This is a genomic window from Pseudomonas sp. BIOMIG1BAC (genome assembly GCF_001705995.2).
GTDB lineage: Bacteria > Pseudomonadota > Gammaproteobacteria > Pseudomonadales > Pseudomonadaceae > Aquipseudomonas > Aquipseudomonas sessilinigenes.
On sequence record NZ_CP049045.1, the window covers coordinates 6,529,462 to 6,554,565 of the forward strand.

Here is a 25,104-nt window from a genome sequence, read left to right on the forward strand (position 1 = left end):
CGTACAAATACTAGCGCCAGGCCAGTATCGCAACGGCTCCGCATCGGCTCAGGCCTGTTGACCCAAGGCGGCCTCCGCCGGCGTCCGGGGAAAGGCCAGGGCCGCGACGAACGTCAGCGCGGCAACACCGGCCAGGATCAGGTACAACCCGCCAAGCCCCTGGCGCGGCTCCACCAGGGCGATCAACGGAATCGCCGTGGCACTGGCGCCGAACGACAAGCAATAGCGCAGGGCGAAGACCCTGGCCTGCCACTGTGGCGCAACAAAGTTGGCCACCATGGCGTCATTGACCGTGACCTGGCCGAACACCACGAACATGAACGCCGCCCCCAGCGCGATCACCGCCCAGCCATCGGCGTGAGCCAACCCAAGCAGCAACGGAGCCTGGAACAGGGTCATGACAATGAACGGCCATTTCAGGCTGAAGCGATGCAACAACCGGCCCATGGTCAATTGCGCCACCGCGCCGAAGGCATAGGCCAGGCTGACCACCACGCCCAGGGTCTGCGCAGACGTGAAGACATCTTGCAGGCGCTCCTGGAACAGTTTCGGGTACGTCATGGTGGTGGCGTTGAACACCACGCCGCCGGTGGCGGTGGCCAGGGCCAGGACAGCGAATACCAGGAACATCGAGATCTGCTGTCCACCCTGCCCTTTCATCGCTCCATGAGGACGCGCGGGGATAGGCTCCTCGCGCACCTGCAAGGCAAAGCCAATGCCCAGCACAATGGCCACGACACCCGGCAGGATAAATGCCGAACGCCAGCCGAAGTGAGCCACCAGGAAACCGGTGAGCAAGGCCGAGAAGGCCACGCCCAGGTTGCCCCACATGCCATTGATGCCGATTTCCTGCCCGCGATTGCGGGCATAGGCCACCAGCATCGCCGTTCCCACCGGATGATAAATGGCCGCGAATACCCCCATCAGGGTCAAGCCAATCACCAGCATGGTCGGGCTGTCGCTCAGCCCGGTGAGGATCGAGGCCCCTCCAATGCCAAAGAAAAACAGCAGCATCATCCGTCGTCGGCTCCAGTGGTCCCCCAGCCAACCAGCCGGCAGCGAACAGGCGCCAAAGGCGATGAAACCACCCAGGGACAAGCCGATCAGCGCGGCGTAGTCCATAGCGAAGGCCTGGGTCATGCCCAGTACCGCCGCCGGGAAGATCAGCATGAACATATGGTCGATGACATGGGCGGCATTGACGTAGCGGATGACATTTCGGGCTTGGTTCATGGCGGCACGCTGCAGGTAGTGAAGGTGACGCCTATGCTAGGTTGGCGACAAACAGCATTCTGGACAATAAAGTCATCGGAGCGGACATGTTAATCAGCCACTTCCAGCAGGGCCCGGTCAGCGCCTACTCCCGTGACTATGCCGACGCCGCACACCAGCCACTGCACTGCCATGACGAGGCCCAGTTCCTCTACGCCGCTTGCGGCACCATGCGCCTGGTGACCGCCCATGGCGCCTGGGTCATCCCGCCGACCCGCGCGGTGTGGATTCCACCCTTGGTGGAGCATGAGATTTTCATGGCCGGGGAGGTGCGCATGCGGACCCTGTTCATCGCCGCCGAGCGTTGTCCCGCCTCCTTGCAGCAATGCTGCGTGCTGGCGGTCACACCCTTGTTGCGAGAACTGATCCTGCGGGCGGTACAGGGCCCGCAGCAGGCGCAAAATCCGCTGATCCAGCAACTGATGCTCGAGGAAATCGCCAGCCTGGAGAACCTCCCGCTACACGTCCCGATGCCCCAGGACCGGCGCCTGCAAGCCATCTGCCTGGCCCTGCTGCGCACCCCCGACCATTCCTACACCCTGGAAGATTGGGCGCAGCAGGTGGGCGCCAGCTCACGGACCCTGGCGCGGCTGTTCCAGCAGCAGGTGCAGATGAATTTCAATGCCTGGCGCCAACAGTTGCGCCTGATGGAAGCCCTGCCACGCCTGCTCGCCGGGGAAAGCGTGCACAGCGTGGCCGACTCACTGGGATACGGCAGTACCCGGGCCTTCAGCGCCATGTTCCAGCGTTTGCTCGGGGATACGCCACGGCACTACGTGGCGTCCCTGAACCAGCTCAGTGCCCTCAATGCATCTCGGTGAAGGCCAGCTTGACGCCGATGGCGATCAGCACCGCGCCCATGGTGCGGTCGAACCAGTGGCCCATGCGGGCAAAACCGGCCCGAACCCGCTGCTGGCTGAATAGCATGGCCACCAGGCAGAACCACAGGGCCGTGGCAGCCGCCAGGTAGACCCCATAGCCGGCCTGGATCGCCAGTGGTGTATGAGGGTTGATCACCACGGTGAACAGCGAGAGGAAAAACAGCGTCGCCTTGGGATTCAGGCCATTGGTGACGAAGCCTGAGGTGAAGGCCCCACGGGCCGTGCGCACGCCGGCTTCCTTGTGCAGGTCATCCGCCGCCGGCTTGGCTGGCTGGGCACGCAGGGCCTTGTAGCCGATGTACAGCAGGTAGGCGGCGGCCAGCCATTTCAAGGCGTTGAACAGCACGATGGACTGGGAAACGATCAGGCCGATCCCCAGCAACGAATACCCCACATGCAGGAAGATTGCCGAACCCACTCCCAGGGCGGTCCAGGTACCGGCGCGGCGGCCATGGGTCACGCTCTCACGCACCACCACGGCAAAGTCCGGGCCGGGGCTGGCCACCGCCAGCAGGTGGATGAGGGCAACGGTCAAGAACTCGGTGAGGTACATGCAGGCTCCTGTTATGTCTAATTATTTCATCTGATAGGCTCGCAGATTACGCCTTGGTTTCCTCGTACGAAAGGTACAGTTCATGACCGACAATCGCCGCGCCGTATTTCTCGATCACCGCTCGCTGGACCTGGGCGACCTGGACCTGGGAGCGCTGCACGACAGTTTCAGCCCCCTGCAATTGCATGCCTACACGCTCCCGGAGCAGGTAGCCGAGCGCTTGCAGGGTGCCCAGGTCGCCATCAGCAACAAGGTCGCCCTCACTGCCCAGACCCTCGCCGCCTGCCCTGACCTGCGGTTGATCCTGGTGACGGCGACAGGCACCAACAATGTCGACCTGGAGGCGGCACGGCGCCAAGGCATCACCGTCAGCAATTGCCAGGGCTATGGCACGCCATCGGTGGCCCAGCACACCCTGATGCTGCTGCTCAACCTGGCGACCCGGGTCGCCGACTATCAACAGGCCGTGGCCGCCGGGCGCTGGCAGCAAGCCAAGCAGTTCTGCCTGCTGGACTTCCCGATCATGGAACTGGCGGGCAAGACCCTGGGCCTGCTGGGCCACGGCGAATTGGGTGGCGCCGTCGCTCGCCTGGCCGAGGCCTTCGGCATGCGGGTGGTCCTGGGACAGATTCCGGGACGCCCGGCCCGCGCCGACCGCCTGCCCCTGGATGAACTGCTGCCCCAGGTGGATGCCCTGACCCTGCACTGCCCGCTGAACGAACACACCCGCCACTTCATCGGCGCCCGGGAACTGGCCCTGCTCAAGCCCGGGGCCCTGGTGGTCAACACCGCCCGAGGCGGGCTGATCGATGAACAGGCCCTGGCCGACGCACTGCGCAGCGGTCACCTGGGAGGAGCCGCTACGGACGTCCTGAGCGTCGAGCCACCGGTCAACGGCAACCCCTTGCTTGAAGCCGATATCCCACGCCTGATCGTTACGCCCCACAATGCCTGGGGCAGCCGCGAGGCACGCCAGCGCATCGTCGGCCAAGTGCTGGAAAATGCCCGGGCCTTCTTCAACGGTGAACCGCTGCGGGTCGTGAATTGATAAACTGCGCCACTTTTTGCCCAGGTGCGGACGATGGACATACGCAGTGAAATACTCCTACGCCAGACTGAGTTGTTCCAGGGCTCACTGTTGCTGGCCGGCCTGAGTGCCGATGATCTGCTCGGCCGCCTACCCGCAGCCCGGGGCTGGTGCTGGCATGCCGGGGACCAGGCCGCGCTGCAGGCGCGCTTCCCGGGACGCAGCCACTTCGGCGTGACCGCGCCAGACGACGCGTTCGACAGCGCGGTGCTGTTCCTGCCCAAGTCCAAGGACCTGGCCCAATACCTGCTCAATGCCCTGGCTTCGCGCCTGGCCGGGCGCGAGCTGTACCTGGTTGGGGAAAAACGCAGCGGTGTGGAAAGCGTCGCCAAGCAGCTTGCGGCCTTCGGCAAGCCACGCAAGCTCGACAGCGCCCGGCATTGCCAGTTGTGGCAAGTCACGGTCAGCAATGCCCCCGAACCCGTGGCGCTGGAAAGCCTGGCCCAGGAATACCAACTGCCACTGGCCGAGGGCCCGTTGACAGTCATCAGCCTGCCCGGGGTGTTCAGCCACGGGCGCCTGGATCGGGGCACTGCCCTGCTGTTGGAGCACCTGGACCATCTGCCCCCAGGGCACCTGCTGGACTTCGGCTGCGGCGCTGGCGTACTGGGAGCCACGGTCAAGCGCCGCTACCCGGACAACCAGGTGACCCTGCTGGACGTGGACGCCTTCGCCGCCGCCAGCAGTCGCCTGACCCTGGCTGCCAATGGCCTGGAGGCCGAAGTCCTGACCGGTGACGGCATCGATGCTGCCCCCGGGGAGCTGGACGGCATCCTGACCAATCCGCCGTTCCATACCGGGGTCCATACCGACTACCAGGCCACGGAAAATCTGCTGCGAAAAGCCAGGCAACATCTTAGAAAAGGTGGCGAACTTCGAGTAGTTGCCAACAGCTTCCTGCGCTACCAACCACTGATCGAGGAGCATCTGGGACCTTGCGCGATCAAGGCCGAAGGCGATGGTTTCCGCATTTACCGGGCCAAGCGCGGCTGAGCGTTTTTTTCGCACACAAGGCTTGCCGAAAGGATTTTGCCTAGGCAGAATCCGCTCCGTCCTAGGGGAGTAGTCTCCCACGAGCGCCACGCTCGTCCGGCATGCGTCAACATACTTGGTCCGAAGACCATGGCGCATGCGACCCAAGAGTCCGCACAGACGGACCGCAGGGTTTGACAAGACCTATGACACGCACACCTTACCCGGGGCGGGAAGGCTGTACGTGTCATAGCCGTGTCGACCCGCCCCTTAGGAAAGCCCTGATGCTGGATTCTCTGCTCGTTCCCACCGCAATCGTTGCCTTGGCCGAAATCGGCGACAAGACGCAACTGCTCGCCTTGATTCTCGCTGCACGCTTTCGCAAACCCTGGCCGATCATCGCCGGCATTGTCGCCGCGACCCTGGCCAACCATGCGGCTGCCGGAGCGGTAGGCGCCTGGTTCGGCAGTTTCTTCTCGGACACGACCCTGCACTGGATTCTTGCGGCCAGCTTCGCTGCCACTGCGCTGTGGACCCTGGTGCCGGACAAGATGGACGACGATGAAGCCACTACGGCACGCAAGTTCGGCCCGTTCCTCACCACCCTGATCGCCTTCTTCCTGGCCGAGATCGGCGACAAGACCCAAGTCGCCACGGTCATGCTGGCTGCACAGTATCCAGAGTTGTGGCTGGTGATCATCGGCACCACCCTGGGCATGCTGATCGCCAACGTGCCGGTGGTACTGGCGGGTAACTTCGCCGCGGACAAACTGCCCCTGACCCTGATCCGTCGCCTGGCGGCGTCGGCGTTCTTCATCCTCGCCGCAGTGGCGGTGTACAAGGCCATGCAGAGCAGCGGCTGGGTATAAATGAAAGCGCCGGCCAGGCAACCCCTGCTTGCAGGAGCGGCCTTGCCGGCGCAGGCGTCATCCAGGATGACGCCGAGGGATCAGGACTTCTTGGCCTGCTGGTACAGCGGCATCACCTTGGGAATCGCCGCCTGCAACGAAGCGATACGGCTGGTGGACGCCGGGTGGGTGCTCATGAATTCCGGTGGCGCAGAACCGCCGGCGGCCTGGCCCATCTTGTTCCACAGGGTAATGGCCGCGTTCGGGTTGTAGCCGGCGCGAGCTGCCAGCTCCAGGCCGATCAGGTCGGCTTCGTTTTCATTCTCGCGACTGTTAGGCAGGGTCATCAGCAGGTTGACGCCGTTGTCGCCCAGGGCAACTGCCTGCTGGGAAACCCCGAACAGGGTAGCGATCTGCTTGCCGGCACCCAGCGCGTACTGCTTGGACATCGCCTCGCGACCATGCTCACGCAGGGCGTGGGCGATTTCATGCCCCATCACCGCGGCGATTTCATCGTCGGTCAGCTTCAGCTTCTCGATCAGGCCGGAATAGAAAATGATCTTGCCGCCAGGACCGCAGTTGGCGTTGAGTTCGTCGCTCTTGATCAGGTTGACTTCCCACTTCCACTGCGCGCAATCCGGACGGAAGTTCGGGGCCTGGGCAATCAGGCGGTTGGCGATGACCTGCAGGCGCTTGGCGTTGGCGCTGTTCTTGTCCAGCGCGCCCTGGTTGCTGGCCTCGCTCAGGGTCTCCTGGTACGACTGGGCGTACGACTGGTTGACCTCGGCACTGGACACCATGCTGAACATGGACTGCTTGCGATCCACGCCCACCACGCCGGCGTTGGTGGTGTTGACCGTTTCACAACCACTGAGCAGCGCAGCGGCGCCCAGTGCACATACAACCAATGATTTCTTCATGAAAAACGCTCCCTGAAAACATGGCGCGTATCCTAAGGGCGCGTTTGTATCAGCGCCAGATGTAAAACACGCTTTTGGTCGCAATTGAGATACAGCCCGGCACTGCAGAAAAAAGTTCATGCAGGTCCAACGACACGGCAACGTCGAGCTGGCACCTTGCCATTAACGACACGATCAGCTCCCAAACCGTCATTTGTGCAATTGCCGCTAATGGCCAGCGGGGCTGCGGCCGATACAGCACGGCAGACCTCAATTCCTGCGCCCGGAGCCTCTATGAAGTTCAAGTCGATCCAGTTTTCGGTGGCCGCACTGGCCGGAGCCATCGTCCTCAGCGTGGTTGCAGCCCTGGTGCTGTATGCCCTGTTCTCCGGCGCCAGGACTCAGCAAATGGTGCAGGAAAGGACCCAGGCCCAGTTCGAACAAGTCATCGAACAACGCCTGAGTGGCCTGGCGCAGACCCAGGTCAGCCAGATCCAGCGGGAGCTGGAGGCGCCGCTGCTGATTGCCGGGGGCCTGGTGCGCGTTAACGCCCTGATGGGTAGCCGGGATGCCCAGGGCCAGGCGCAATTGAACCTGAGCCGCGAGCAGATGATTGCCCTGATCAAGGAAAACGTCGCCCAGAACCCGAAGATCCTCGGCGCCTATATAGGCTGGGAAGCCAACGCCATCGACCACAACGACGGGGCCTATGTCGGCACCAGCGTGGTCGGCATCGATGCCGCCACCGGTCGCTTCCTGCCCTGGTGGTTCCGCAACCAGGACTCCAGCCTGGGCCTGGACAAGCTGGCTGACGTCAACGATCGAACCGTACTGTCCACCGGGGTGCGGGCCAGCGAGTACTACCTGTGCTCCAAGGAAAGCCTGAAACCCTGCGTGATCGACCCTGCCCCCTACAAGGTCGGCGACAAGGTGGTGATGCTCGCCTCCTTCATCCAGCCCATCCTGCTCGACGGCAAGTTCCAGGGCATCGTCGGCGCCGACCTGTCAGTGAACTTCATCCAGGACATGCTGGTGGCCGCCAACCAGAAGCTCTACAACGGCGCTGGCGAAATGGCCCTGATCGGCGGCAACACCCGCCTGGTGGCCTACACCAAGGACCCAAGCAAGTTCGGCGAAAAAGTCAGCGATGTGCTCACCAGCGACACGGTCACCAAGCTCTCCAGCCTCAAGCGTGGCGAGGTGACCTACAGCGTCGACCAGGCCAACGGCCATATCGCCCTGTACCTGCCCTTCGGCATCGGCCAGACCGATGCGCACTGGACCCTGATGCTGCAACTGCCCCTGGCTGCGGTGATGGCTGACCTGGACAAGCTGCAGGCCGATCTGGCCGAACAGCGCAAGGCAGACACCTTCGGCATGGCGATGGTCGGACTGGTGATCGCCGGGCTCGGCCTGGTGGTGATCTGGTTGGTGGGCCATGGCATTGCCCGACCACTGCGGCAGATGGTGGCGATGCTCGATGACATTGCCCAGGGCGAAGGCGACCTGACTCGCCGACTGAGCAGCGACCGCGCCGATGAACTGGGCTCCATCGCCAAGGGCTTCAACACCTTCCTGGCCAAGCTGCAAGCGATGATCAGCCAAGTGGTGACTTCGGTGCAGAGTGTCAGTGACTCCTCGGAGCACACCGCCGACATCGCCATCCGCACCAACCAGGGCGTACACAAGCAGATGGTGGAGATCGACCAGGTGGCCACTGCCGTGCACGAGATGACCGCGACCGCCCAGGACGTGGCGCGCAACGCGACCCAGGCGGCACAAGCCGCCGGTCACGCCGACCAGGCCGCCAGCCAGGGCATGCAGATCGTGCGCGATACCTCCAGTGCCATCGGCGCCCTGGCCGAGGAAATCGGTCGTGCGGTCACCGTGGTACAGACCCTGGCCAAGGACAGCGAAAACATCAATGCCATCCTCATTGCCATCCGGGGTATTGCCGAGCAGACCAACCTGTTGGCGCTCAACGCCGCGATCGAGGCCGCCCGGGCCGGCGAGCAGGGGCGTGGCTTTGCCGTGGTCGCCGACGAGGTGCGCAACCTGGCGCAGAAGACCCAACAGGCCACCGAGGAAATCCAGTCGATGATCCAGCAGTTACAGCAAGGTACCCGGGAAGTGGTGCGGGTCATGGAGGACAGCCAGCACAAGACCGACCAGAGCGTGGAACATGCGGCCAAGGCAGCCCAGGCCCTGGAGACCATCACCCAGGCCGTTTCGGTGATCAACGACATGAACACCCAGATCGCCAGTGCTGCCGAGGAACAGAGCGCAGTGGCCGAGGACATCAACCGCAACGTGATCAATATCGGCCAGGTCGCCAATGAAGTTGCCGGAGGCGCCGATGAGTCCAGCGCCGCCAGTGCCGGCCTGACCAAGCTGGCCGAGCAGCAGCGACGCCTGATCAATCAATTCAAGGTGTGAGTCATCATGGGCCCGGCTGCTGCCGGGCCCATGACGCTGGAGCGATCAAGCAGGGGTCAGGCACTCGGGGCCATTGAGCTTGGGATCGTTGATCAGGTTGGCCAGCACTCGCTCACGCAGGGCAGCGGGAGGACTGGCCAGCAAGGCGTGCAGGGCATGCAAGGGCGTCTCGGGGTCGAGCCAGGCTTCCTGGCCGGCAGCATCGAGAATCAGCGGGCGGCGCAGAGTGGAAGCGGCCTGGGTCACCACCGCAGTACTCAGCCAGACTTGCTCTTGCACCGGGTAGGCTTCCCAGATCGCGGCAAAGAAAATCGACGAGCCCTCCCCTGGCGTCAGCCAGTAAGGACGCTTGCGGCTGCCACCCCGCCACTCGTAGAAACCATTGGCCGGCAGCAGGCAACGGCGCTCGCGAAATGCCTGGCGAAACATCGGCTGCTCGGCCAGGGTCTCCGCCCGGGCATGGGCCGGAGTGCGCGACAGATCGGTCAGCCAGGGTGGCGTCAGCCCCCAGCGGGCGCGGGCCAGGGTACGCTGACCATCCTCAGCACGCTGGATCAGCACCGAGTCATGGGGCGAGATGTTCCACTGGGCCCGCTGATCTACGGGAAACCCCGGCAAGGCGGCAAACGCGGGATTCCAGCGAAACAGGGCATAACGTCCACACATGGGGTATACGACTCTCGGTAAATCGGGGCACGGCCTAACAGACCAATACCCCGGCAAAACTGTCCGGCTCTTCGCAGGGCAAAGGCAAGGCGGCATTGTACGCAGTGATCAACTCCCGTGCCCGTTGCACCTGGTGATTTTCCACCGACAGCGCCAACAAGCCGAACACCGGCAACTCTCCTACACCCCCCAACAGGTCCCCGCCGTGCAGATGGGCCTCGATACCCTCGCTGGCCAACATGCCCCGGAGCAGCTCACCTTCCATCAGATTCTCCGGCTCATAGATACGCTGCATGGAAACCGTCCCCAGGCTCAGTCGTTTTCAGTGTGCACATCGAGCATCCATTCCTGACCATCGGTCTGCAGCGTGAACACGATGGGCCGGCAGCAAACCGGGCAGTCCTCTATATAGGTCTGGTCGCCGGCTGAGAGATCCAGCACCGCCTCCGCCTGTTCGCCGCAATAAGGACATTGATAATGGTCGGTTTCCAGCATCGCGGTCTCCCGAGTGACTTATGCGTATAATCGCCGGTCTATTTGCAGGGCTTTTTATGCTTGAGCTGAGTTTTCAGACCGTGCCCGGCTTTTTTGATCCAAACCTACTTCTTACCCTAGCCGTTTCTAACAAGAGAGCATGATGGGCGAATTCGATGCCATCCGACCTTACCACGACAGCGAAGTACCAGCGGTGCTGGCTCGGCTGATCAGCGACAAGGCATTCCTAGATATCCTCACCCACTTTCGCTTCCCGCGTTTTGCCAATACGTTCGGCTGGCTGCTCAAACCCCTGATCGCCCACCGCCTGCGCCGTGAATTCGCCGGCGTCACCTCGGTGGCCACCTTGCAGGACAAGGTCGAGTTCTACGTCGACCACACCATCGAACGCGCCACCGACGGCGTGACCTATACCGGCGTCGAGCAGTTCAAGTCCGGTACGGCGTATCTATTCCTGGCCAATCATCGCGATATAGTCATGGACCCGGCCTTCGTCAATTACGCGGTCTACCATGCCGGCCTGCCGACACCTCGTATCGCCATTGGCGACAACCTGCTGCAAAAGCCGTTCGTCAGCGACCTGATGCGCCTGAACAAGAGCTTCATCGTGCATCGCTCCCTCAGCGGCCGTAGGGAAAAGCTCGCGGCTTACCAATTGCTCTCTGCCTACATCAACCACTCGATCCTCAACGACGGCCAGTCGATCTGGATCGCCCAGGCCGAAGGCCGGGCCAAGGATGGCGACGATCGTACCGAGTCGGCGATCCTCAAGATGTTCCACATGAGCCGCAAGGACGAGCCGTTCGGCGAAGTGATCCAGTCGCTGAACCTGACGCCGGTATCCATCAGCTACGAATATGACCCTTGCGACCAGGCCAAGGCCCGGGAGCTGTACATCCGCGCCACCACCGGCAGCTATACCAAGGCCCCGGGAGAGGACGACGTCAGCATCGCCAAGGGCATCACTGGCTACAAGGGCCGGGTCCACGTGAACTTCGCCACGCCGATCCACGCCCTGTTCGAGGACACCAAGCAGTTGGCCATGGAAATGGACCGGCAGATTCTCGGCGGCTACCGGCTGTTCCCGGTGCACTACCTGGCCTACGCCCAGTGGCAGGACGCCGACCCGGCGTTGCAAGTGCCCAACGCCGCCGAGGTGTTCCCGGCCCAGGAGCTGACCAAGGCAAAAGAAGAATGGCAACGCCGGCTCGAAGCCTGCCCGCCAGAGCATCGCCCCTACCTGGTATTGCAATACGCGACCCCGGTACGCAACCAGTACCGGGTCAAGGCAGGCCTGGCACTGCAGTAGTGCCACGGACAAGCACAACGGCGCCTTTAGGCGCCGTTGTTGTATCCGCAAAGACCATCAGAAGTGGGTGCTGACCCAGGACACCAGCAGGGCCAGCGCCAGGCAGGCAAAGCCGAAGCGATAGAAGAAGCGATTGATGCGCAAAGTGGCCGGGTCGAGCATCAGCATGGGCTGGTCCACCGCCCGCTGTTCACTCTGGCTGGCAAGGTTGGCCAGGGCACGCAATTCACGGCGGCGAGTGGCATGCAGCAGCCAACTCCCCGGACAGGCGAACAACAGGGCGAAGAGGTTGATCAGCTTGCCAGGATGGGCGTTGAACGTGGACCAGATCAAATGCAGCGACATCATGAACCTCGGAATGGGACCTGTGTTCGGGCTATCGGGAGCACCCGCGGCGCGGATTCTACTCAATCCCCAAATGCTCCCAAGCGCCTTTCCGACCAATAACGAGGCATCTGTCATTTAATTTAAAACGTCATCTTTTCGTCATCTAAACAAGCCAGTCTGTCGCCCCTCGATGACCCACGGAGCTTGTCATGCTGCACGCAGAAAACCAGGACCGCCTCTACCTGATCGCCCCCAGCGAAGAACAGCAAGCGCTGGTCGGAGCCCTGGCCTTCAATGTCCAGGACCGTCATTGGCTGGTGTATTGCGCCCTGGGCGGACATCAGCACGCGGACCTGCCAGAGACCGACCTGCTGACGGGCGTGAGTGTGCTGGACTTCTACGTCGAAGCCGCGTGAGCGCTGGCACGAATGCCCATGAAAAAGCCCGGCTCCATTGGAGCCGGGCTTTTTCATCGCCTGGGCCAAGGCCGTCAGGCAAGGTCCTTCGATCACAGCGCCAGGGGGCCCATCACTCGCCGAGGATCTGACCGACGGTCGGGTCCTTGAACAGGCGGGTCAAGGCATCGCTGAGCACATCGCCCACCAGCTTGGTATTGGTGTCCTGGTTTGGCGCCATGCCAAAGCGCTGATCCAGGGATGCGCCATAACGGCCGCTGTAGCGGCGGTTGGCGTTCTGGACGTCGGAGCGGAAAGTCGCGCCGATGGTCGCCTCGGTTACGTAAAGGCCTTCTTTGGGCGACTGGTACTTGAGCTCGGCCAGGGTCACGGTCAGTTGGGGAGCATTGCTACCACCAGTGGTAGGCGTGAAGCCCAGCAAACGCACTGCAGCTTCGGCCTGGGCCTGCAACTTCGGCAGAATCTGCGCGCTTTGTACGGTGATGGCACTGGTTTCCGGGTACAGGCCGCCACGGGTCCCCAGGGTTGGCGATGGGCGGCCGTCGACGACTCTCACCACCACTGGCTGGCCACGGCCGACAGGCGCCAGCTGAGAGGTGAGCTTCGGCTCCGGGCTGAGTTGTTGCGGGCTGTGGGCGCAGCCGACCAGCGACAGGCTGGCCACAGTGATCAAACCGAACAACAGGCGTTGCAACATGCTCATCTCTCCAGGAATCAGGCACAAACAGGCCCGCAGTATAGCGGTGCACAACAGCGGCAAACCAGCATCTGGCGGGACTTAAAGCAAGTCTCAGACAGGTTCTGTACAAGGGGGTTCCTGTAACCTAGCGTTAACCGGCATTACATGATGATGTAACTACTAAACGACATTCTTGTCGTCAACGACACACTAGGTGCTTGGCCATGAAACTCCTCCGCTCGCTGTTCGCGCCACGTCAAGCGTTTCGCAACTTCGCGCTGCTGGATTACCAGGGGCGCTGCCAGGCTTTGCGCCAGAGCCGCGTGCCCCCGGTGGGCGATGGCTGGGTGGAAATAGAAGAAATCCGCCTGAACTGGTTACACCAGCCGTTGCCAGCCAGTGCCTACCTCAGCACGCGTGCCACGACAACCAGGGTGCAACCGATACTGGCCACCTGACCAAAAGCCGAATAAAAGTCGCAAAATAGGGTCATTTCTGCGCATTTCTTCGTTACAATCTCCCCCCGATTATAAGGACGTCTCCTGATCGGGCCTCGCAACACTGCCAACGCATTGCCTTGGCGCCCCATACTGCCCACAGAGAGCCGCCCACACAGATCGAGTGAAGCTGGCGTGCTTGCTGTCCCATCTTGCAAACCTCCACTTTTCACGAATCTGCAGAGCTGCCCTTGCAAGGACACTGAAGTTTTGCCCGTCGTGCCCGCATCCCTTGAATGCAGGCATCACCGCTCGGGCCAGGTGCCAGGCCGAGGCAGCCCTTTTTTGAGGTTCACGTCTTCAAAAGAGCGTGAAAAAACGGGTTTTCACAACTTCACAAGAGTGTGGCGAGCAAATGAATAGTTTTGCGTCTGAACTGGCACCATTGGCCTCTACAACAGCCCGATTACACAGGACCGAGCCCTCCTCAGATACTTGCGCTTGATGCCTGTCCGCTGACGGATTTGGTTGCACTAACGGATGTCTCGACCATAAGTCGAATTGCCCCGAGGCTCCCCAAGATGCGTTCATATGCACCTTGAGGCCCGGTTGGTAGCGTCCGCAGAAGTTGCAAAGAATTGCGAAGACTCGGACATGGCAATCCTGGCCATGGGTAACCTGGGGCACCACGTGAATCGCCCCATCACTCCTGGCAGCCATGCCGTCAATTTGGTGCTGCAGATTTTGGAGACGCGTTAATGGCGCATAACGAAGCAGTAGACGTCGTATTGGTCGGGGCCGGCATCATGAGTGCCACCCTCGCCGTACTGCTCAAAGAGCTCGACCCCGCAATCAAGTTGGAAGTCGTCGAGCTGATGGACTCGGGTGCCGCGGAGAGTTCCAACCCATGGAACAACGCCGGTACCGGTCACGCTGGCCTTTGTGAGCTGAACTACACGCCACAGGCCGCCGATGGCAGCATCGACATCAAGAAAGCCGTGCATATCAACACCCAGTTCGAGGTGTCGAAGCAGTTCTGGTCCTACCTGACCAAACAAGGCACGTTCGGCTCGTCCAAGTCCTTCATCAGCCCGGTGCCACACCTGAGCTTCGTCCAGGGCGACAAGGGCGTTTCCTTCCTCAAGAAGCGCTTTGAAGTGCTGAGCCAGCACCATGCCTTCGCCGACATGGAATACACCGAGGACAAGGCCAAGATGGCCGAGTGGATGCCGCTGATGATGCCGGGCCGCGCCTCGGACGAAACCATCGCCGCCACCCGCGTGACCAACGGTACGGACGTCAACTTCGGCGCCCTGACCAACCAGCTGCTCAAGCACCTGACCAGCGCTCCGGACACCCAGGTCAAGTACTGCAAGCGCGTGACCGGCCTCAAGCGCAACAAGGCCAACGGCTGGACCGTGAGCATCAAGGACGTCAACAGCGGCAACACCCGCGAAGTCGACGCCAAGTTCGTATTCCTCGGCGCCGGTGGCGCGGCACTGCCGCTGCTGCAAGCGTCGGGTATCGAGGAAAGCAAGGGCTTCGGTGGTTTCCCGGTCAGTGGCCAATGGCTGCGTTGCGATAACCCGGAAGTGGTCAAGCAGCACCAGGCCAAGGTCTATAGCCAGGCCGCCGTTGGTTCGCCACCGATGTCGGTGCCGCACCTGGACACCCGCGTGGTCGACGGCAAGAAATCCCTGTTGTTCGGGCCTTACGCCGGCTTCACCACCAAGTTCCTCAAGCACGGCTCGTTCCTGGACCTGCCGATGTCGGTACGCGCCGGCAACATCGGCCCGATGCTGGCCGTAGCCCGGGACAACATGGACCTGACCAAGTACCTGGTCAGCGAAGTCATGCAGTCCATGGAACAACGCCTGGAATCCCTGCGCCGCTTCTACCCCGAGGCCAAGGCCGAGGACTGGCGCCTGGAAGTCGCGGGACAACGGGTGCAGATCATCAAGAAAGACCCGAAAAAAGGCGGTGTGCTGCAGTTCGGCACCGAGCTGGTCGCAGCCAAGGACGGTTCCCTGGCCGCCCTGCTGGGCGCCTCCCCTGGCGCGTCGGTCACCGTTTCGATCATGCTCGACCTGATCGAGCGCTGCTTCCCGGCCAAAGCCAGTGGTGAATGGGCTGCCAAGCTCAAGGAAATTTTCCCGGCCCGGGAAAAAGCCCTGGAAAGCGACGCGGCCCTGTATCGCAAGATCAACAGCGAGAACAACCTGAGCCTGGAGCTGGTCGCGCCAAGCAAGGAAACCGAAAGCTGCGCCTGATCCAGCAGCCATGAAAAACGCCCCGTCCTGCAAGGAACGGGGCGTTTTTTATTCCCGGTCCTAAAAAACCGGCATCCTGCCAAACGCTAGGATCAGCCGCGGGCCTGGGCGATCAGCTCAATGTAGTCAGCGGCATTGCGTTGGTCCCGGATCAACTCGACGAAGGTCTTGCCCTGCTCGTCCTTGCCATCCAGATCGAGACCCGACTCGACGAAAAAGCCCAGGAAACGCTCGAAATCGTCGATGCGCAAGCCACGATAGGCCTTGATCAGCTTATGCAGGGACGGCGAGGTCGCGTCGACCGGCTCAAAATCGAGGAACAACTTGATCTGCTCGTCACCGATCTCGTCACCAATCACTTGCTTCTTATCTTTACGCATTGCCGACTCCAGCTCGCAGACATTTCACGGGGCGGGCAGTTTACCCCCAGCCCGCATCCAGCCTCAACGCGGACGCACGCTGCCAGTGTGCAGGTCGGCCCAGATATGGCCATTGGCATAGCTGAGGAACTGGCAATACACGGTGTCGTTACGCAACAGGTCCATCACTGCCCGGTACTGTGCCATGGGGTAGTACAGGGTCAGCGTCCTGCTCTTGGCATCGTATTGCGGCTTTTTCAGGCTCTTGCTTTCGCCGTCGAAACTCACCAGCACCTGGCTGATGGTAGCCCCCTTGTTCAAGGGCTTGCCCTTGAGCCGAAGCCACACCGGCGAGGTCACGGGAATCGGTTGCTGGTTGGATTGGCGCTGGCTACCGATCACCACCGAGTATTCGGTGACTTGCAACAATTGTTGTTGCTCGGGGACAGCATCACGCAGGGTCAGGTCGTCAGGTGGCAGGAACTGCCCGTGCATGGGGGCCGGAGCGGCTGCGAGCGGCAGGCTCAAGCTCAGGAGAAGGGCCGCGCAACTGCGGATCAACAGGCTCATGACAGGCTCCAGACAAGGGCCGAGCACTCTAGCACGGGTTCTGCGCCTCTACACCCACCCCACGCCAGCTCTACGACAGGCCCACAGCACAGAGCTCAGTCGAACTGGGCGAGCATCCAGGCGTGGTACTCGGCCACGCCTTGCTCACCTTCACGAGGCGCCCAACTGGCGTGTTCGCTCTCGCTCAACGGGCGATAAGGCCCGGCCTTGCATTCGAACATCAGGCTATCGGGCGCCAGTGCCACAAGGCCATGGAACACTCCAGCAGGCAGGTCCACCCCTACGCAGTCGCCACCAGCCTCCAGGACACGCTTTTCCCGGATCTGGCCTGCCTCATCGAAGATCAGCACGCCCAGGCGCCCCTTGAGCACTAGCAGTGTCTCGGCCTTGTCAGCGCTCAGGTGCCGATGGGGCGGGATGTAGGTCGAAGGTTGCAGGCCTACCGCCAAGCGATGACAAGGCTCTTCCATGGCATGGAAGTTGTGATGCTGGCGCCCACGAGGATTGGCCGCGGCCTTCTGGGTCAGGTCGCAGAACAACGTTTGATCGAGAAAGCTCGGGCCAGACATGTCTTACATCCCCTTCACGGCGTAGATGCCCGCGGCGTTACGCCAATAACCCTTGTAGTCCATGCCATAACCAAAGACATAACGGTCGACGCAGGTCAGGCCCATGTAGTCGGCCTTGAGATCCGGACGGGCCTTGCGATCGTGATCCTTGTCGATCAGTACGGCGGTATGCACGGCACGGGCACCGGCGTGACGGCAGAAGTCGATGATCGCGCTCAAGGTGTGCCCTTCATCAAGAATGTCGTCGATGATCAGCACGTCGCGGTCAATAAAGGAAACTTCTGGCTTGGATTTCCAGAACAGCTCGCCACCGCTGGTTTCGTTGCGATAACGAGTTGCATGCAGGTAGGAGGCTTCCAGGGGAAAGCGCAAGTGAGTCAGCAACTTGCCTGCGAAGATCAGGCCGCCGTTCATCACGCAGAACACCACCGGATTGCGCTCAGCCAGGTCTTCAGTGATTTGTGCACCGATCCGGGCGATGGTCGCCTCGACTTCAGCTTCGGTGTACAGGCAGTCAGCCTCGCGCATGATTTGACGGATATGCTCGAGATCAGCGGACATGGCGCTCTCCAAGGGGGTGGCAGTTTCGGAAAAGCGGGCAAAGGTACGCATCCGGCCCGGTCAGATCAAGCGTTTCTGGACTAACGTACTTTATGTCTATAGGACAACAACCCCGGATAGATTAATCTAGGCCGTTTTTTTTGCCCGCCGCCGGAGCCTTTCCCTATGCCTACCCATGAGATCCGCCACCCGCTGATCCGTCATAAACTTGGCCTTATGCGCCGCGCAGACATCAGCACCAAGAACTTTCGCGAGCTCGCTCAGGAAGTCGGTGCCCTACTGACATACGAAGCCACCAAGGACCTGCCCCTGGAAAGTTATGAGATTCCAGGCTGGTGCGGCCCTGTCCAGGTCGAGAAGATCGCTGGCAAGAAGATTACCGTGGTTCCCATCCTGCGCGCCGGCATCGGCATGCTCGAAGGCGTGCTGAGCCTGATCCCCGGTGCCAAGGTCAGCGCCGTCGGCGTGGCCCGCAACGAGGAAACCCTGCAAGCCCATACCTACCTGGAAAAACTGGTACCGGAGATCGATGAGCGCCTGGCTATGATCATCGACCCCATGCTGGCCACCGGCAGCTCCATGGTCGCCACCATCGACCTGCTGAAAAAAGCCGGTTGCCGGGATATCCGTGCCATGGTCCTGGTGGCAGCTCCCGAAGGTATAGCTACAGTCGAGCAGGCTCATCCGGATGTGACGATCTACACCGCCTCCATCGACCAGAAACTCAACGAGCATGGCTACATCATTCCTGGGCTGGGTGATGCCGGCGACAAGATCTTCGGCACCAAGCAGAAGGATTCCTGATCATGCAGGATGAGTTCAACGATCCGCTCTGGCGCCAGGTGCTGTCTGGCGCCCAGATGCTTTTCGTGGCCTTTGGCGCCCTGGTGTTGATGCCGCTGATTACCGGTCTTGATCCCAACGTGGCGCTGTTCACGGCGGGTCTAGGGACTCTGTTGTTCCAACTGGTCACTGGCCGCCAGGTGCCGGTGTTCCTGGCTTCGAGCTTCGCCTTCATTACCCCGATCATTCTCGCCAAGGGCCAGTTCGGCCTGGCCGCGACCATGGGCGGCGTCATGGCGGCAGGTTTCGTCTACACCTTTCTCGGGCTGGCGGTGAAGATCAAGGGTACGGGGTTCATCGACCGCCTGCTGCCACCCGTGGTCATCGGCCCGGTGATCATCTCCATCGGCCTGGCCATGGCTCCCATCGCCGCCAACATGGCCATGGGCAAGGCCGGCGACGGCAGCGAGCTGATCCACTACCAGACCGCCATGATGATCTCCATGCCGGCGCTGCTCACCACCCTGGTGGTGGCGGTGTTCGGCAAGGGAATCTTCCGCCTGGTGCCGATCATTTCCGGGGTACTGGTGGGTTTTGCCCTGTCGTTCTACTTCGGCGTGGTGGACACCGCCAAGATCGCTGCCGCGCCTTGGCTGGCCCTGCCGCACTTCACTGCACCGGAGTTCAACTGGCAGGCGATCCTGTTCATTGTTCCGGTAGCCCTGGCGCCAGCCATCGAACACATCGGTGGAGTGATCGCCGTAGGTAGCGTGACCGGTCGCGACTACCTGAAGAAGCCCGGCCTGCACCGTACCCTGTTTGGCGACGGCGTCGCCACCACCGCTGCCGGCCTGTTCGGCGGTCCGCCCAACACCACCTACGCCGAAGTGACCGGCGCGGTGATGCTGACCAAGAACTACAACCCGAAGATCATGACTTGGGCTGCGGTGTTCGCCATCACCCTGGCCTTCATCGGCAAGTTCGGTGCACTGCTGCAAAGCATCCCGGTGCCGGTGATGGGCGGGATCCTCTGCCTGTTGTTCGGCTCGATCGCCGCCGTGGGCATGAACACCCTGATCCGCCACAAGATCGATCTTGGCGAGGCACGCAACCTGGTGATCGTCTCCGTGACCCTGGTGTTCGGTATCGGTGGAATGCTGGTAGGTACAGGTACCGGCCAGAATGACGTCGGCCTCAAGGGCATTGCCCTGTGCGCCATCGTCGCCATTGCCTTGAACCTGGTCTTGCCAGGCAACGATAGCTGGAAAAACAACAAGTCCGACGGGCCCATCATCTGAAGCCCAGTCACCGGCTCCCGCAGTAGCTCAGGAGCCGGTGACCGACGCCAGCCTCTATAAGGCCAGCGGTGCCCGGGCGCACAAATTGGCCAGTGCCTGAGCCCATTGCGGGTCATCGTTCAGGCACGGGATCAACAACAGATCCTCTCCTCCGGCCTCACGGAACTGTTCACGTCCGCGATCCCCGATCTCCTCCAGCGTCTCGATGCAATCGGCGACAAAGGCTGGGCACATCACCAGCAGCTTCTTCACGCCCTGCTTGGCCAACTCATCCAGCCGGGCCTCGGTATAAGGCTCGATCCACTTGGCGCGCCCCAAGCGCGACTGGAACGACACCGACCATTGCCCATCGGCCAGCCCCATCTGCTGGGCAAAGGCCTGCGCGGTACGAAAGCACTGCCCGCGATAACAATTGGCGAGCACTTGCGGCGAGGCGTCCCGGCAGCAATCCCCCAGGCCATCCAGGCGGTGTCCTGGGTTGAGCTTCTGCAAGTGTCGCTCCGGCAAGCCGTGGAAACTCAGCAGCACGTGGTCGAATGGCTGTTGCAGATGTGGCTTGACGCTGGTCACCAGGGCGTCGATGTATTCAGGCTGGTCGTAGAACGGCTGCAGCACGCTGAACTGCACATCCAGCTGATGCTCGCGCACTACGCGCCGGGCTTCCTCGACCACAGTGGTCACAGTACTGTCGGCGAATTGTGGGTACAGCGGAGCCAGGGTAATCCTGCGCTGGCCCTGAGCCGCCAGCTTGAGCAGTGCAGATTCGATCGAAGGCTCGCCGTAGCGCATCGCCAACTCTACAGGCCCCTGCTTCCATTGCTCGCTCATCGCTCGCTGCAGGCGTCGGCTGAGCACCACCAACGGCGAACCCTCTTCCCACCAGATGGATTGGTAGGCGTGGGCCGACTGAGCCGGGCGCTTGATCAGGATCAGCGACACCAGCAAGCGTCGTACCGGCCAGGGCAGGTCGATCACATAGGGGTCCATGAGGAACTGATTGAGGTAGCTGCGCACATCCGCCACGGAGGTGGAGGCCGGCGAACCGAGGTTGACCAGGAGCAACGCGTGATCGGTCATGCAACGTCCTATTTCAATGGCGGCGGGATACGTCATCCAGGGCCGCGGGCAAATCAGTGAACTGGAAAGTGAACCCTGCCTCCAGCAAGCGCGCTGGCACGGCGCGCTGACCGCCTAGTAGCAACAGCGACAACTCGCCCAGCAGCAGGCGCAACACAAAGGCCGGTAGCGGCAACAACGCAGGCCGGTGCAGGACCCGTCCCAGGACCTTGGCGAACTCACGGTTGCGTGCAGGCTTCGGCGCGCAGGCATTATAAGGACCCCGTGCCGCATCCTGATGCATAAGAAAATCAATCAGGGCAATTTGATCATCGATATGAATCCACGGCATCCACTGCCGGCCATTGCCGATCGGGCCACCCAGGCCCAGCTTGAATGGCAGCAACAGGCGTGACAAAAAGCCGCCCTGCGCAGACAGCACCAGGCCGGTGCGCACCAGCACCACGCGCACTCCCATGGACTCGGCACGTTGCGCCGTTTCCTCCCAGGCGATACACAGTTGACTGGCAAAATCTTCGCTGACTGGCGGCGACTCTTCATCCAGCTCGCGCTCGCCGCCATCGCCGTACCACCCCACCGCCGACCCTGAAAGCAGTACACGGGGCTTGTGCTCACGGCTGTCGAGCCAGGCCAACAGGGTTTCGGTAAGGGCAATGCGGCTGGCCCACAACAGCGCCTTGCGCTTGTGAGTCCAGGGACGATCGGCTATGGGTGCGCCGGCCAGGTTGATCACCGCATCCACGGGGAGCTGGTCCAGCTCTTGCAATTCCTTGACTGCCCTTACTTGAGGACCGCACAAAGCGGCCACTTTATCGGGCTGGCGAGTCCATACACTCAACTGATGACCCTGGGCCAGCCAATGGCGACACAGCGCCTGCCCGATCAAACCAGTACCGCCGGTCAGCAATATATGCATGACATCTTCCTCGCGTGGCGTTTTACCCGAATCACTAGTCTATTTTTATAAGCAGGGATCTTTTCAATCGGGCAGGCTGCATTTTAACGATAGACAACCTGCACAACCGATCGCGCCGAAAGCTATACCAAAAAACAATATTGTACAGGTTTTGGCGGCGGCGTAGTCTGTACAGCAAGGTAAACGAGGCCCCTATGACAGTACCCATCGCAATCATTGGTACCGGCATCGCCGGACTCTCCGCCGCCCAGGCGCTACGAGATGCCGGGCATATCGTCCACCTCTTCGACAAAAGCCGCGGCAGCGGCGGGCGCATGTCGAGCAAGCGCAGCGATGCCGGCAGCCTGGATCTGGGAGCCCAGTACTTCACCGCCCGCGACCGGCGTTTCGTCACCGAAGTCCAGCGCTGGCAAGCCAAGGGCTGGGTCGCCGAGTGGACACCGCAGCTCTACAACTCCCACGGCGGCCAGCTCAGTCCCTCGCCGGATGAGCAGACCCGCTGGGTCGGCACCCCGCGCATGAGCGCCATCACCCGTGCCCTGATCGGCGACCTCGAAGCCCATTTCGCCTGCCGCATCACCGAAGTCTTCCGCGGCGAACAGCATTGGCACCTGCAGGATGCGGAAGGCTTCACCCACGGCCCTTTCAGCCATGTCGTGATCGCCACCCCGGCCCCGCAGGCCACGGCCCTGCTAGCTGCCGCGCCGAAGCTCGCGGGGGTCGCTGCCGGAGTGAAAATGGACCCCACCTGGGCAGTCGCTCTGGCCTTCGACACCCCTCTGGAAACCTCGATGGAAGGCTGCTTCGTGCAGGACAGTCCGCTGGACTGGCTGGCCCGTAACCGCAGCAAGCCCGGACGCGACAGCCACCTCGATACCTGGGTCCTGCACGCCACCAGCTCCTGGAGCCGGCAGCACATCGACCTCTCGAAAGAAGCCGTGACCGAGCAATTGCACGGCGCCTTCGCCGAGCTGCTGCACAGCGTCATGCCCGCCCCCACCTTCAGCCTGGCCCACCGCTGGCTTTACGCCCGCCCGGCCACCAGCCATGAATGGGGCGCCCTGGCCGATGCCGACCTGGGCCTGTACGTGTGTGGCGACTGGTGCCTGTCCGGCCGGGTCGAAGGCGCCTGGCTGAGTGGCCAGGAGGCCGCACGCCGACTCCACGAGAGCTTGCAGTGAATCGCCTCAACCCGCGCAAACTGCTGCTGTCGAAGTGGACAGCAGCCCACCCGCAACACCGCGAGAAACACTTCCTGGTCACCGAACTGTTCTGCGATGAAGAAGGCACCGTGCTGGATATCGAGCTGCAGGCGGTCCTTACCCGACGCAGCCAGCGCCTGAGCTGGCAAACCCTGCAGGACGACCGCGACTGGCGAATGGGCTGGCAATAACCGGGCGCACTCGCCGGGGGGCAATACCTATACAAACAATTTGACTTGTACAACTTCAATCCTATGATTGAGACAAGTTGTACAAGATTAATGGTTTTGTACAGGAATGTTCCCCCGGAGGTCGAACCATGTCCACCCAGCCGAAAATCGCCATCAGCGCCTGCCTGATGGGTGCCGAGGTCCGCTACAACGGTGGCCACAAGGAGTCCCGCCTGTGCAGCCAGGTACTCAAGGACTACTTCGATTTCCTGCCCCTGTGCCCGGAAGTTGCCATTGGCCTGGGCACCCCACGGGAACCGATCCGCCTGGTGGGCGACCCCGCACAGCCACGGGCCGTGGGCACGCGGGACAGCAGCCGGGATGCCACCCAGGCCCTGATGGAATACGCCGAACGCATGGCCGTGCAGCTGGACGATATCTGCGGCTACATCTTCATGCAGAGCTCTCCGTCCTGCGGGCTGGAGCGGGTCAAGGTGTACCAGGCCAACGGCATTCCCCATCGCCACGCCGGTCGCGGCGTCTATGCCCAGGCCTTCTGCGCCCGGCACCCGGACCTGCCGGTGGAAGAAGCCGGACGCCTCAACGATCCGGTGCTGCGGGAGAACTTCCTGACCCGGGTCTACGTCTATCGCGACTGGCAGGTACTGCTCAAGCAAGGCCTGAGCCGGCGCGCCCTCACCGACTTTCACGCACGCTGCAAATACCTGCTGATGGCCCATCACCCGGTCCAGTACAAGGCCCTGGGCAAACTGCTGGGCAACATGGGCCAGGGCGACCCGGCATTGATCGGCCCGCGTTACTTCAGCCAGCTGATGACTGCACTGAGCCGCTGCGCCACCCGCGGAACCCACAGCAATGTGTTGCAGCACATCAGCGGTTACTTCAAGCGAGCCATCAGCGCCGAAGACAAACAGGAAATGCAGCACGTCATCGGCCAATACCGCCTGGGCATCGTCCCGCTGGTGGTGCCCTTGACCCTGCTCAAGCACCACTTGCGCCAGAATCCCGATCCCTACATTGCCCGACAGTTGTACCTGCAGCCGCACCCCGAAGACCTCAGCCTACGCAATGCAATCTGAGCCATGAAAGACCTCACCCTAGCGGCTGACGAAAACAGCGCCCCGTACCAGGACCCTCTGGAGGAACGCTGGCTGCCGATCCGCGAAGTAGCGCGCCAGACCGGCGTCAACGCCGTCACCCTGCGAGCCTGGGAGCGGCGCTACGGGCTGATCGTGCCCCGACGCACGCCCAAGGGCCATCGCCTGTACTCCCAGGAACAGGTGCAGCAGATCCTGAACATCCTGACTTGGCTCAATCGCGGGGTTGCAGTGAGCCAGGTCAAGCACCTGCTGACCAACACCGCCAGCTCCAGCTCGGCGGTGGAGAATGACTGGCAGCGCCTGCGCCAGACCCTGGTCCAGGCTATAAGCCAACTGGCGGAACGCAAGGTGGACGACACCTTCAACCAGGCCATGGCGCTATATCCGCCGCGGACCCTGTGCGAGCACCTGCTGATGCCGCTGCTGGCGGAACTGGAGCAGCGCTGGCAGGGCCAGTTCGGCAGCCAGATGGAACAGGTGTTCTTCTACACCTGGCTGCGTAGCAAGCTCAGCGCACGGATCTACCACAACAACCGCCAGGTGCAGGGCGCGCCGCTGTTGCTGGTCAACCAGTCGGACCGGCCCCTGGAGCCCCATCTGTGGCTCACCGCCTGGCTGGCCAGCAGCGCCGATTGCCCGGTAGAGGTCTTCGACTGGCCCCTGCCCGGGGGCGAACTGGCCCTGGCCACCGAACGCCTGCAGGCCCGAGGCCTGCTGCTGTACTCCAGCAAGGCGCTCAACCCCGCCCAACTGCCACGGCTGCTGAATGGCATTGCCTGCAAAAAATTCATCGCCGGACCCGCGGTGTGCATCCACCCCGCCGAGTGGTCCGTATGTATCACTGAAATCGCCGATCTGCACCTGGCCCAAGACCCGATCGCGGCCTGCCAGGCACTGCTCGAGCGAGGACTTTTCTGATCCGGAAACCGAC

The 25,104-nt window shown here is 62.1% G+C and carries 29 protein-coding genes, 1 pseudogene and 1 riboswitch; of the genes and pseudogenes, 16 read left to right on the plus strand and 14 right to left on the minus strand.

Features of this window, described 5'->3' with window-relative positions:
- Positions 1-48: 48 nt before the first annotated feature.
- Positions 49-1,233 carry an MFS transporter gene (locus ATY02_RS30315; protein WP_068578782.1) on the minus strand — a complete coding sequence of 395 codons (1,185 nt, stop codon included), beginning with the start codon at positions 1,231-1,233 and terminating at the stop codon, positions 49-51.
- An 86-nt stretch (positions 1,234-1,319) separates the two neighbouring features.
- Between ATY02_RS30315 and ATY02_RS30320 the strand changes: the two genes are divergently transcribed.
- The gene (locus tag ATY02_RS30320; RefSeq protein ID WP_068578780.1) at positions 1,320-2,093 is read left to right on the plus strand and encodes an AraC family transcriptional regulator; all 774 of its coding nucleotides are present in this window, start codon (positions 1,320-1,322) and stop codon (positions 2,091-2,093) included.
- Here ATY02_RS30320 and ATY02_RS30325 read toward each other — a convergent pair.
- Positions 2,077-2,706, minus strand: coding sequence for a LysE family translocator (locus tag ATY02_RS30325; protein WP_068578778.1), 630 nt, complete (start codon positions 2,704-2,706; stop codon positions 2,077-2,079). The genes ATY02_RS30320 and ATY02_RS30325 overlap by 17 nt on opposite strands.
- An 82-nt stretch (positions 2,707-2,788) precedes the next feature.
- On the opposite strand from ATY02_RS30325, the gene ATY02_RS30330 reads away from it, so the two are divergent.
- The 3 genes from ATY02_RS30330 (at position 2,789) to ATY02_RS30340 (ending at position 5,634) form a co-directional block, all read left to right on the plus strand.
- Positions 2,789-3,754 carry a 2-hydroxyacid dehydrogenase gene (locus ATY02_RS30330; RefSeq protein ID WP_068578776.1) on the plus strand — a complete coding sequence of 322 codons (966 nt, stop codon included), beginning with the start codon at positions 2,789-2,791 and terminating at the stop codon, positions 3,752-3,754.
- A 33-nt stretch (positions 3,755-3,787) separates the two neighbouring features.
- The gene (locus ATY02_RS30335; RefSeq protein WP_068578774.1) at positions 3,788-4,786 is read left to right on the plus strand and encodes a class I SAM-dependent methyltransferase; all 999 of its coding nucleotides are present in this window, start codon (positions 3,788-3,790) and stop codon (positions 4,784-4,786) included.
- 52 nt (positions 4,787-4,838) lie between these two features.
- Positions 4,839-4,960, plus strand: a riboswitch (yybP-ykoY riboswitch).
- Positions 4,961-5,049: 89 nt separating this feature from the next.
- Complete coding sequence (locus ATY02_RS30340; protein WP_068578773.1) at positions 5,050-5,634, plus strand: TMEM165/GDT1 family protein; 585 nt, start codon at positions 5,050-5,052, stop codon at positions 5,632-5,634.
- 80 nt (positions 5,635-5,714) lie between these two features.
- On the opposite strand, the gene ATY02_RS30345 is transcribed toward ATY02_RS30340, so the two are convergent.
- Positions 5,715-6,533 carry a M48 family metallopeptidase gene (locus ATY02_RS30345; RefSeq protein WP_068578771.1) on the minus strand — a complete coding sequence of 273 codons (819 nt, stop codon included), beginning with the start codon at positions 6,531-6,533 and terminating at the stop codon, positions 5,715-5,717.
- Between the two features lie 1,362 nt (positions 6,534-7,895).
- Between ATY02_RS30345 and ATY02_RS36740 the strand changes: the two are divergent.
- Together ATY02_RS36740 and ATY02_RS36745 are read left to right on the plus strand one after the other, a co-directional pair.
- Positions 7,896-8,093, plus strand: a pseudogene (locus tag ATY02_RS36740) (HAMP domain-containing protein); the annotation flags it as partial.
- Between the two features lie 111 nt (positions 8,094-8,204).
- Positions 8,205-8,948, plus strand: a complete 744-nt coding sequence (locus ATY02_RS36745) for a methyl-accepting chemotaxis protein (RefSeq protein ID WP_416220699.1) — start codon at positions 8,205-8,207, stop codon at positions 8,946-8,948.
- Positions 8,949-8,993: 45 nt separating this feature from the next.
- Here the strand turns inward: ATY02_RS36745 and ATY02_RS30355 are convergent, their stop codons facing one another.
- The 3 genes from ATY02_RS30355 to ATY02_RS30365 are packed head-to-tail and all read right to left on the minus strand — an operon-like array spanning position 8,994 to position 10,109.
- Positions 8,994-9,614, minus strand: coding sequence for an SOS response-associated peptidase (locus tag ATY02_RS30355; protein ID WP_068578767.1), 621 nt, complete (start codon positions 9,612-9,614; stop codon positions 8,994-8,996).
- A gap of 34 nt (positions 9,615-9,648) precedes the next feature.
- Positions 9,649-9,909 (minus strand): putative signal transducing protein, encoded by a 261-nt coding sequence (locus tag ATY02_RS30360; protein ID WP_068578764.1) that lies wholly within the window; start codon positions 9,907-9,909, stop codon positions 9,649-9,651.
- Positions 9,910-9,926: 17 nt separating this feature from the next.
- Positions 9,927-10,109: a CPXCG motif-containing cysteine-rich protein gene (locus ATY02_RS30365; protein ID WP_068578762.1), complete on the minus strand. Its 183-nt coding sequence runs from the start codon at positions 10,107-10,109 to the stop codon at positions 9,927-9,929.
- 139 nt (positions 10,110-10,248) lie between these two features.
- Between ATY02_RS30365 and ATY02_RS30370 the strand changes: the two genes are divergently transcribed.
- Positions 10,249-11,418, plus strand: a complete 1,170-nt coding sequence (locus ATY02_RS30370) for a 1-acyl-sn-glycerol-3-phosphate acyltransferase (protein ID WP_068578760.1) — start codon at positions 10,249-10,251, stop codon at positions 11,416-11,418.
- Between the two features lie 57 nt (positions 11,419-11,475).
- Here ATY02_RS30370 and ATY02_RS30375 read toward each other — a convergent pair whose 3' ends face one another.
- Positions 11,476-11,763: a hypothetical protein gene (locus ATY02_RS30375; RefSeq protein ID WP_176719841.1), complete on the minus strand. Its 288-nt coding sequence runs from the start codon at positions 11,761-11,763 to the stop codon at positions 11,476-11,478.
- A gap of 191 nt (positions 11,764-11,954) precedes the next feature.
- Between ATY02_RS30375 and ATY02_RS30380 the strand changes: the two genes are divergently transcribed.
- Positions 11,955-12,161 (plus strand): hypothetical protein, encoded by a 207-nt coding sequence (locus tag ATY02_RS30380; RefSeq protein WP_022640865.1) that lies wholly within the window; start codon positions 11,955-11,957, stop codon positions 12,159-12,161.
- 112 nt (positions 12,162-12,273) lie between these two features.
- On the opposite strand, the gene ATY02_RS30385 is transcribed toward ATY02_RS30380, so the two are convergent.
- Positions 12,274-12,858 carry a YajG family lipoprotein gene (locus ATY02_RS30385; RefSeq protein ID WP_068578756.1) on the minus strand — a complete coding sequence of 195 codons (585 nt, stop codon included), beginning with the start codon at positions 12,856-12,858 and terminating at the stop codon, positions 12,274-12,276.
- A gap of 206 nt (positions 12,859-13,064) precedes the next feature.
- On the opposite strand from ATY02_RS30385, the gene ATY02_RS30390 reads away from it, so the two are divergent.
- Entirely contained in the window at positions 13,065-13,298 is a 234-nt protein-coding gene (locus ATY02_RS30390) for a hypothetical protein (RefSeq protein WP_068578753.1), read from the plus strand.
- 737 nt (positions 13,299-14,035) lie between these two features.
- On the plus strand, positions 14,036-15,547 hold the full coding sequence (gene mqo, locus ATY02_RS30395) for a malate dehydrogenase (quinone) (RefSeq protein ID WP_068578751.1): 1,512 nt from the start codon (positions 14,036-14,038) through the stop codon (positions 15,545-15,547).
- Between the two features lie 92 nt (positions 15,548-15,639).
- On the opposite strand, the gene ATY02_RS30400 is transcribed toward mqo, so the two are convergent.
- The 4 genes from ATY02_RS30400 to ATY02_RS30415 all read right to left on the minus strand — a co-directional run bounded on the left by ATY02_RS30400 (position 15,640) and on the right by ATY02_RS30415 (position 17,606).
- Positions 15,640-15,927: a PA4642 family protein gene (locus tag ATY02_RS30400; protein ID WP_068578748.1), complete on the minus strand. Its 288-nt coding sequence runs from the start codon at positions 15,925-15,927 to the stop codon at positions 15,640-15,642.
- A gap of 63 nt (positions 15,928-15,990) precedes the next feature.
- On the minus strand, positions 15,991-16,476 hold the full coding sequence (locus tag ATY02_RS30405; protein WP_068578746.1) for a hypothetical protein: 486 nt from the start codon (positions 16,474-16,476) through the stop codon (positions 15,991-15,993).
- Positions 16,477-16,571: 95 nt separating this feature from the next.
- Positions 16,572-17,045: a WbuC family cupin fold metalloprotein gene (locus ATY02_RS30410; protein ID WP_068578744.1), complete on the minus strand. Its 474-nt coding sequence runs from the start codon at positions 17,043-17,045 to the stop codon at positions 16,572-16,574.
- A 3-nt stretch (positions 17,046-17,048) separates the two neighbouring features.
- Positions 17,049-17,606 (minus strand): hypoxanthine-guanine phosphoribosyltransferase, encoded by a 558-nt coding sequence (locus ATY02_RS30415; RefSeq protein WP_068578810.1) that lies wholly within the window; start codon positions 17,604-17,606, stop codon positions 17,049-17,051.
- 165 nt (positions 17,607-17,771) lie between these two features.
- On the opposite strand from ATY02_RS30415, the gene upp reads away from it, so the two are divergent.
- Together upp and ATY02_RS30425 are read left to right on the plus strand one after the other, a co-directional pair.
- Positions 17,772-18,410, plus strand: a complete 639-nt coding sequence (gene upp, locus ATY02_RS30420; RefSeq protein WP_068578742.1) for a uracil phosphoribosyltransferase — start codon at positions 17,772-17,774, stop codon at positions 18,408-18,410.
- A gap of 2 nt (positions 18,411-18,412) precedes the next feature.
- Positions 18,413-19,687 (plus strand): uracil-xanthine permease family protein, encoded by a 1,275-nt coding sequence (locus tag ATY02_RS30425; RefSeq protein ID WP_068578740.1) that lies wholly within the window; start codon positions 18,413-18,415, stop codon positions 19,685-19,687.
- Between the two features lie 54 nt (positions 19,688-19,741).
- On the opposite strand, the gene hemH is transcribed toward ATY02_RS30425, so the two are convergent.
- On the minus strand, positions 19,742-20,764 hold the full coding sequence (gene hemH / locus ATY02_RS30430; protein ID WP_068578738.1) for a ferrochelatase: 1,023 nt from the start codon (positions 20,762-20,764) through the stop codon (positions 19,742-19,744).
- Positions 20,765-20,777: 13 nt separating this feature from the next.
- The gene (locus tag ATY02_RS30435) at positions 20,778-21,680 is read right to left on the minus strand and encodes a TIGR01777 family oxidoreductase (RefSeq protein WP_068578736.1); all 903 of its coding nucleotides are present in this window, start codon (positions 21,678-21,680) and stop codon (positions 20,778-20,780) included.
- Between the two features lie 194 nt (positions 21,681-21,874).
- Here ATY02_RS30435 and ATY02_RS30440 point away from each other — a divergent pair, with 194 nt between their 5' ends.
- The 4 genes from ATY02_RS30440 (at position 21,875) to ATY02_RS30455 (ending at position 25,091) form a co-directional block, all read left to right on the plus strand.
- Positions 21,875-22,861: an NAD(P)/FAD-dependent oxidoreductase gene (locus tag ATY02_RS30440; RefSeq protein WP_068578733.1), complete on the plus strand. Its 987-nt coding sequence runs from the start codon at positions 21,875-21,877 to the stop codon at positions 22,859-22,861.
- Positions 22,858-23,073 carry a TIGR02450 family Trp-rich protein gene (locus ATY02_RS30445; protein ID WP_068578731.1) on the plus strand — a complete coding sequence of 72 codons (216 nt, stop codon included), beginning with the start codon at positions 22,858-22,860 and terminating at the stop codon, positions 23,071-23,073. The genes ATY02_RS30440 and ATY02_RS30445 overlap by 4 nt, the downstream gene beginning before the upstream one ends.
- Positions 23,074-23,201: 128 nt before the next feature.
- Positions 23,202-24,152, plus strand: a complete 951-nt coding sequence (locus ATY02_RS30450) for a YbgA family protein (protein ID WP_068578729.1) — start codon at positions 23,202-23,204, stop codon at positions 24,150-24,152.
- A gap of 3 nt (positions 24,153-24,155) precedes the next feature.
- Positions 24,156-25,091, plus strand: coding sequence for a MerR family transcriptional regulator (locus ATY02_RS30455; protein ID WP_068578727.1), 936 nt, complete (start codon positions 24,156-24,158; stop codon positions 25,089-25,091).
- Positions 25,092-25,104: the final 13 nt, after the last annotated feature.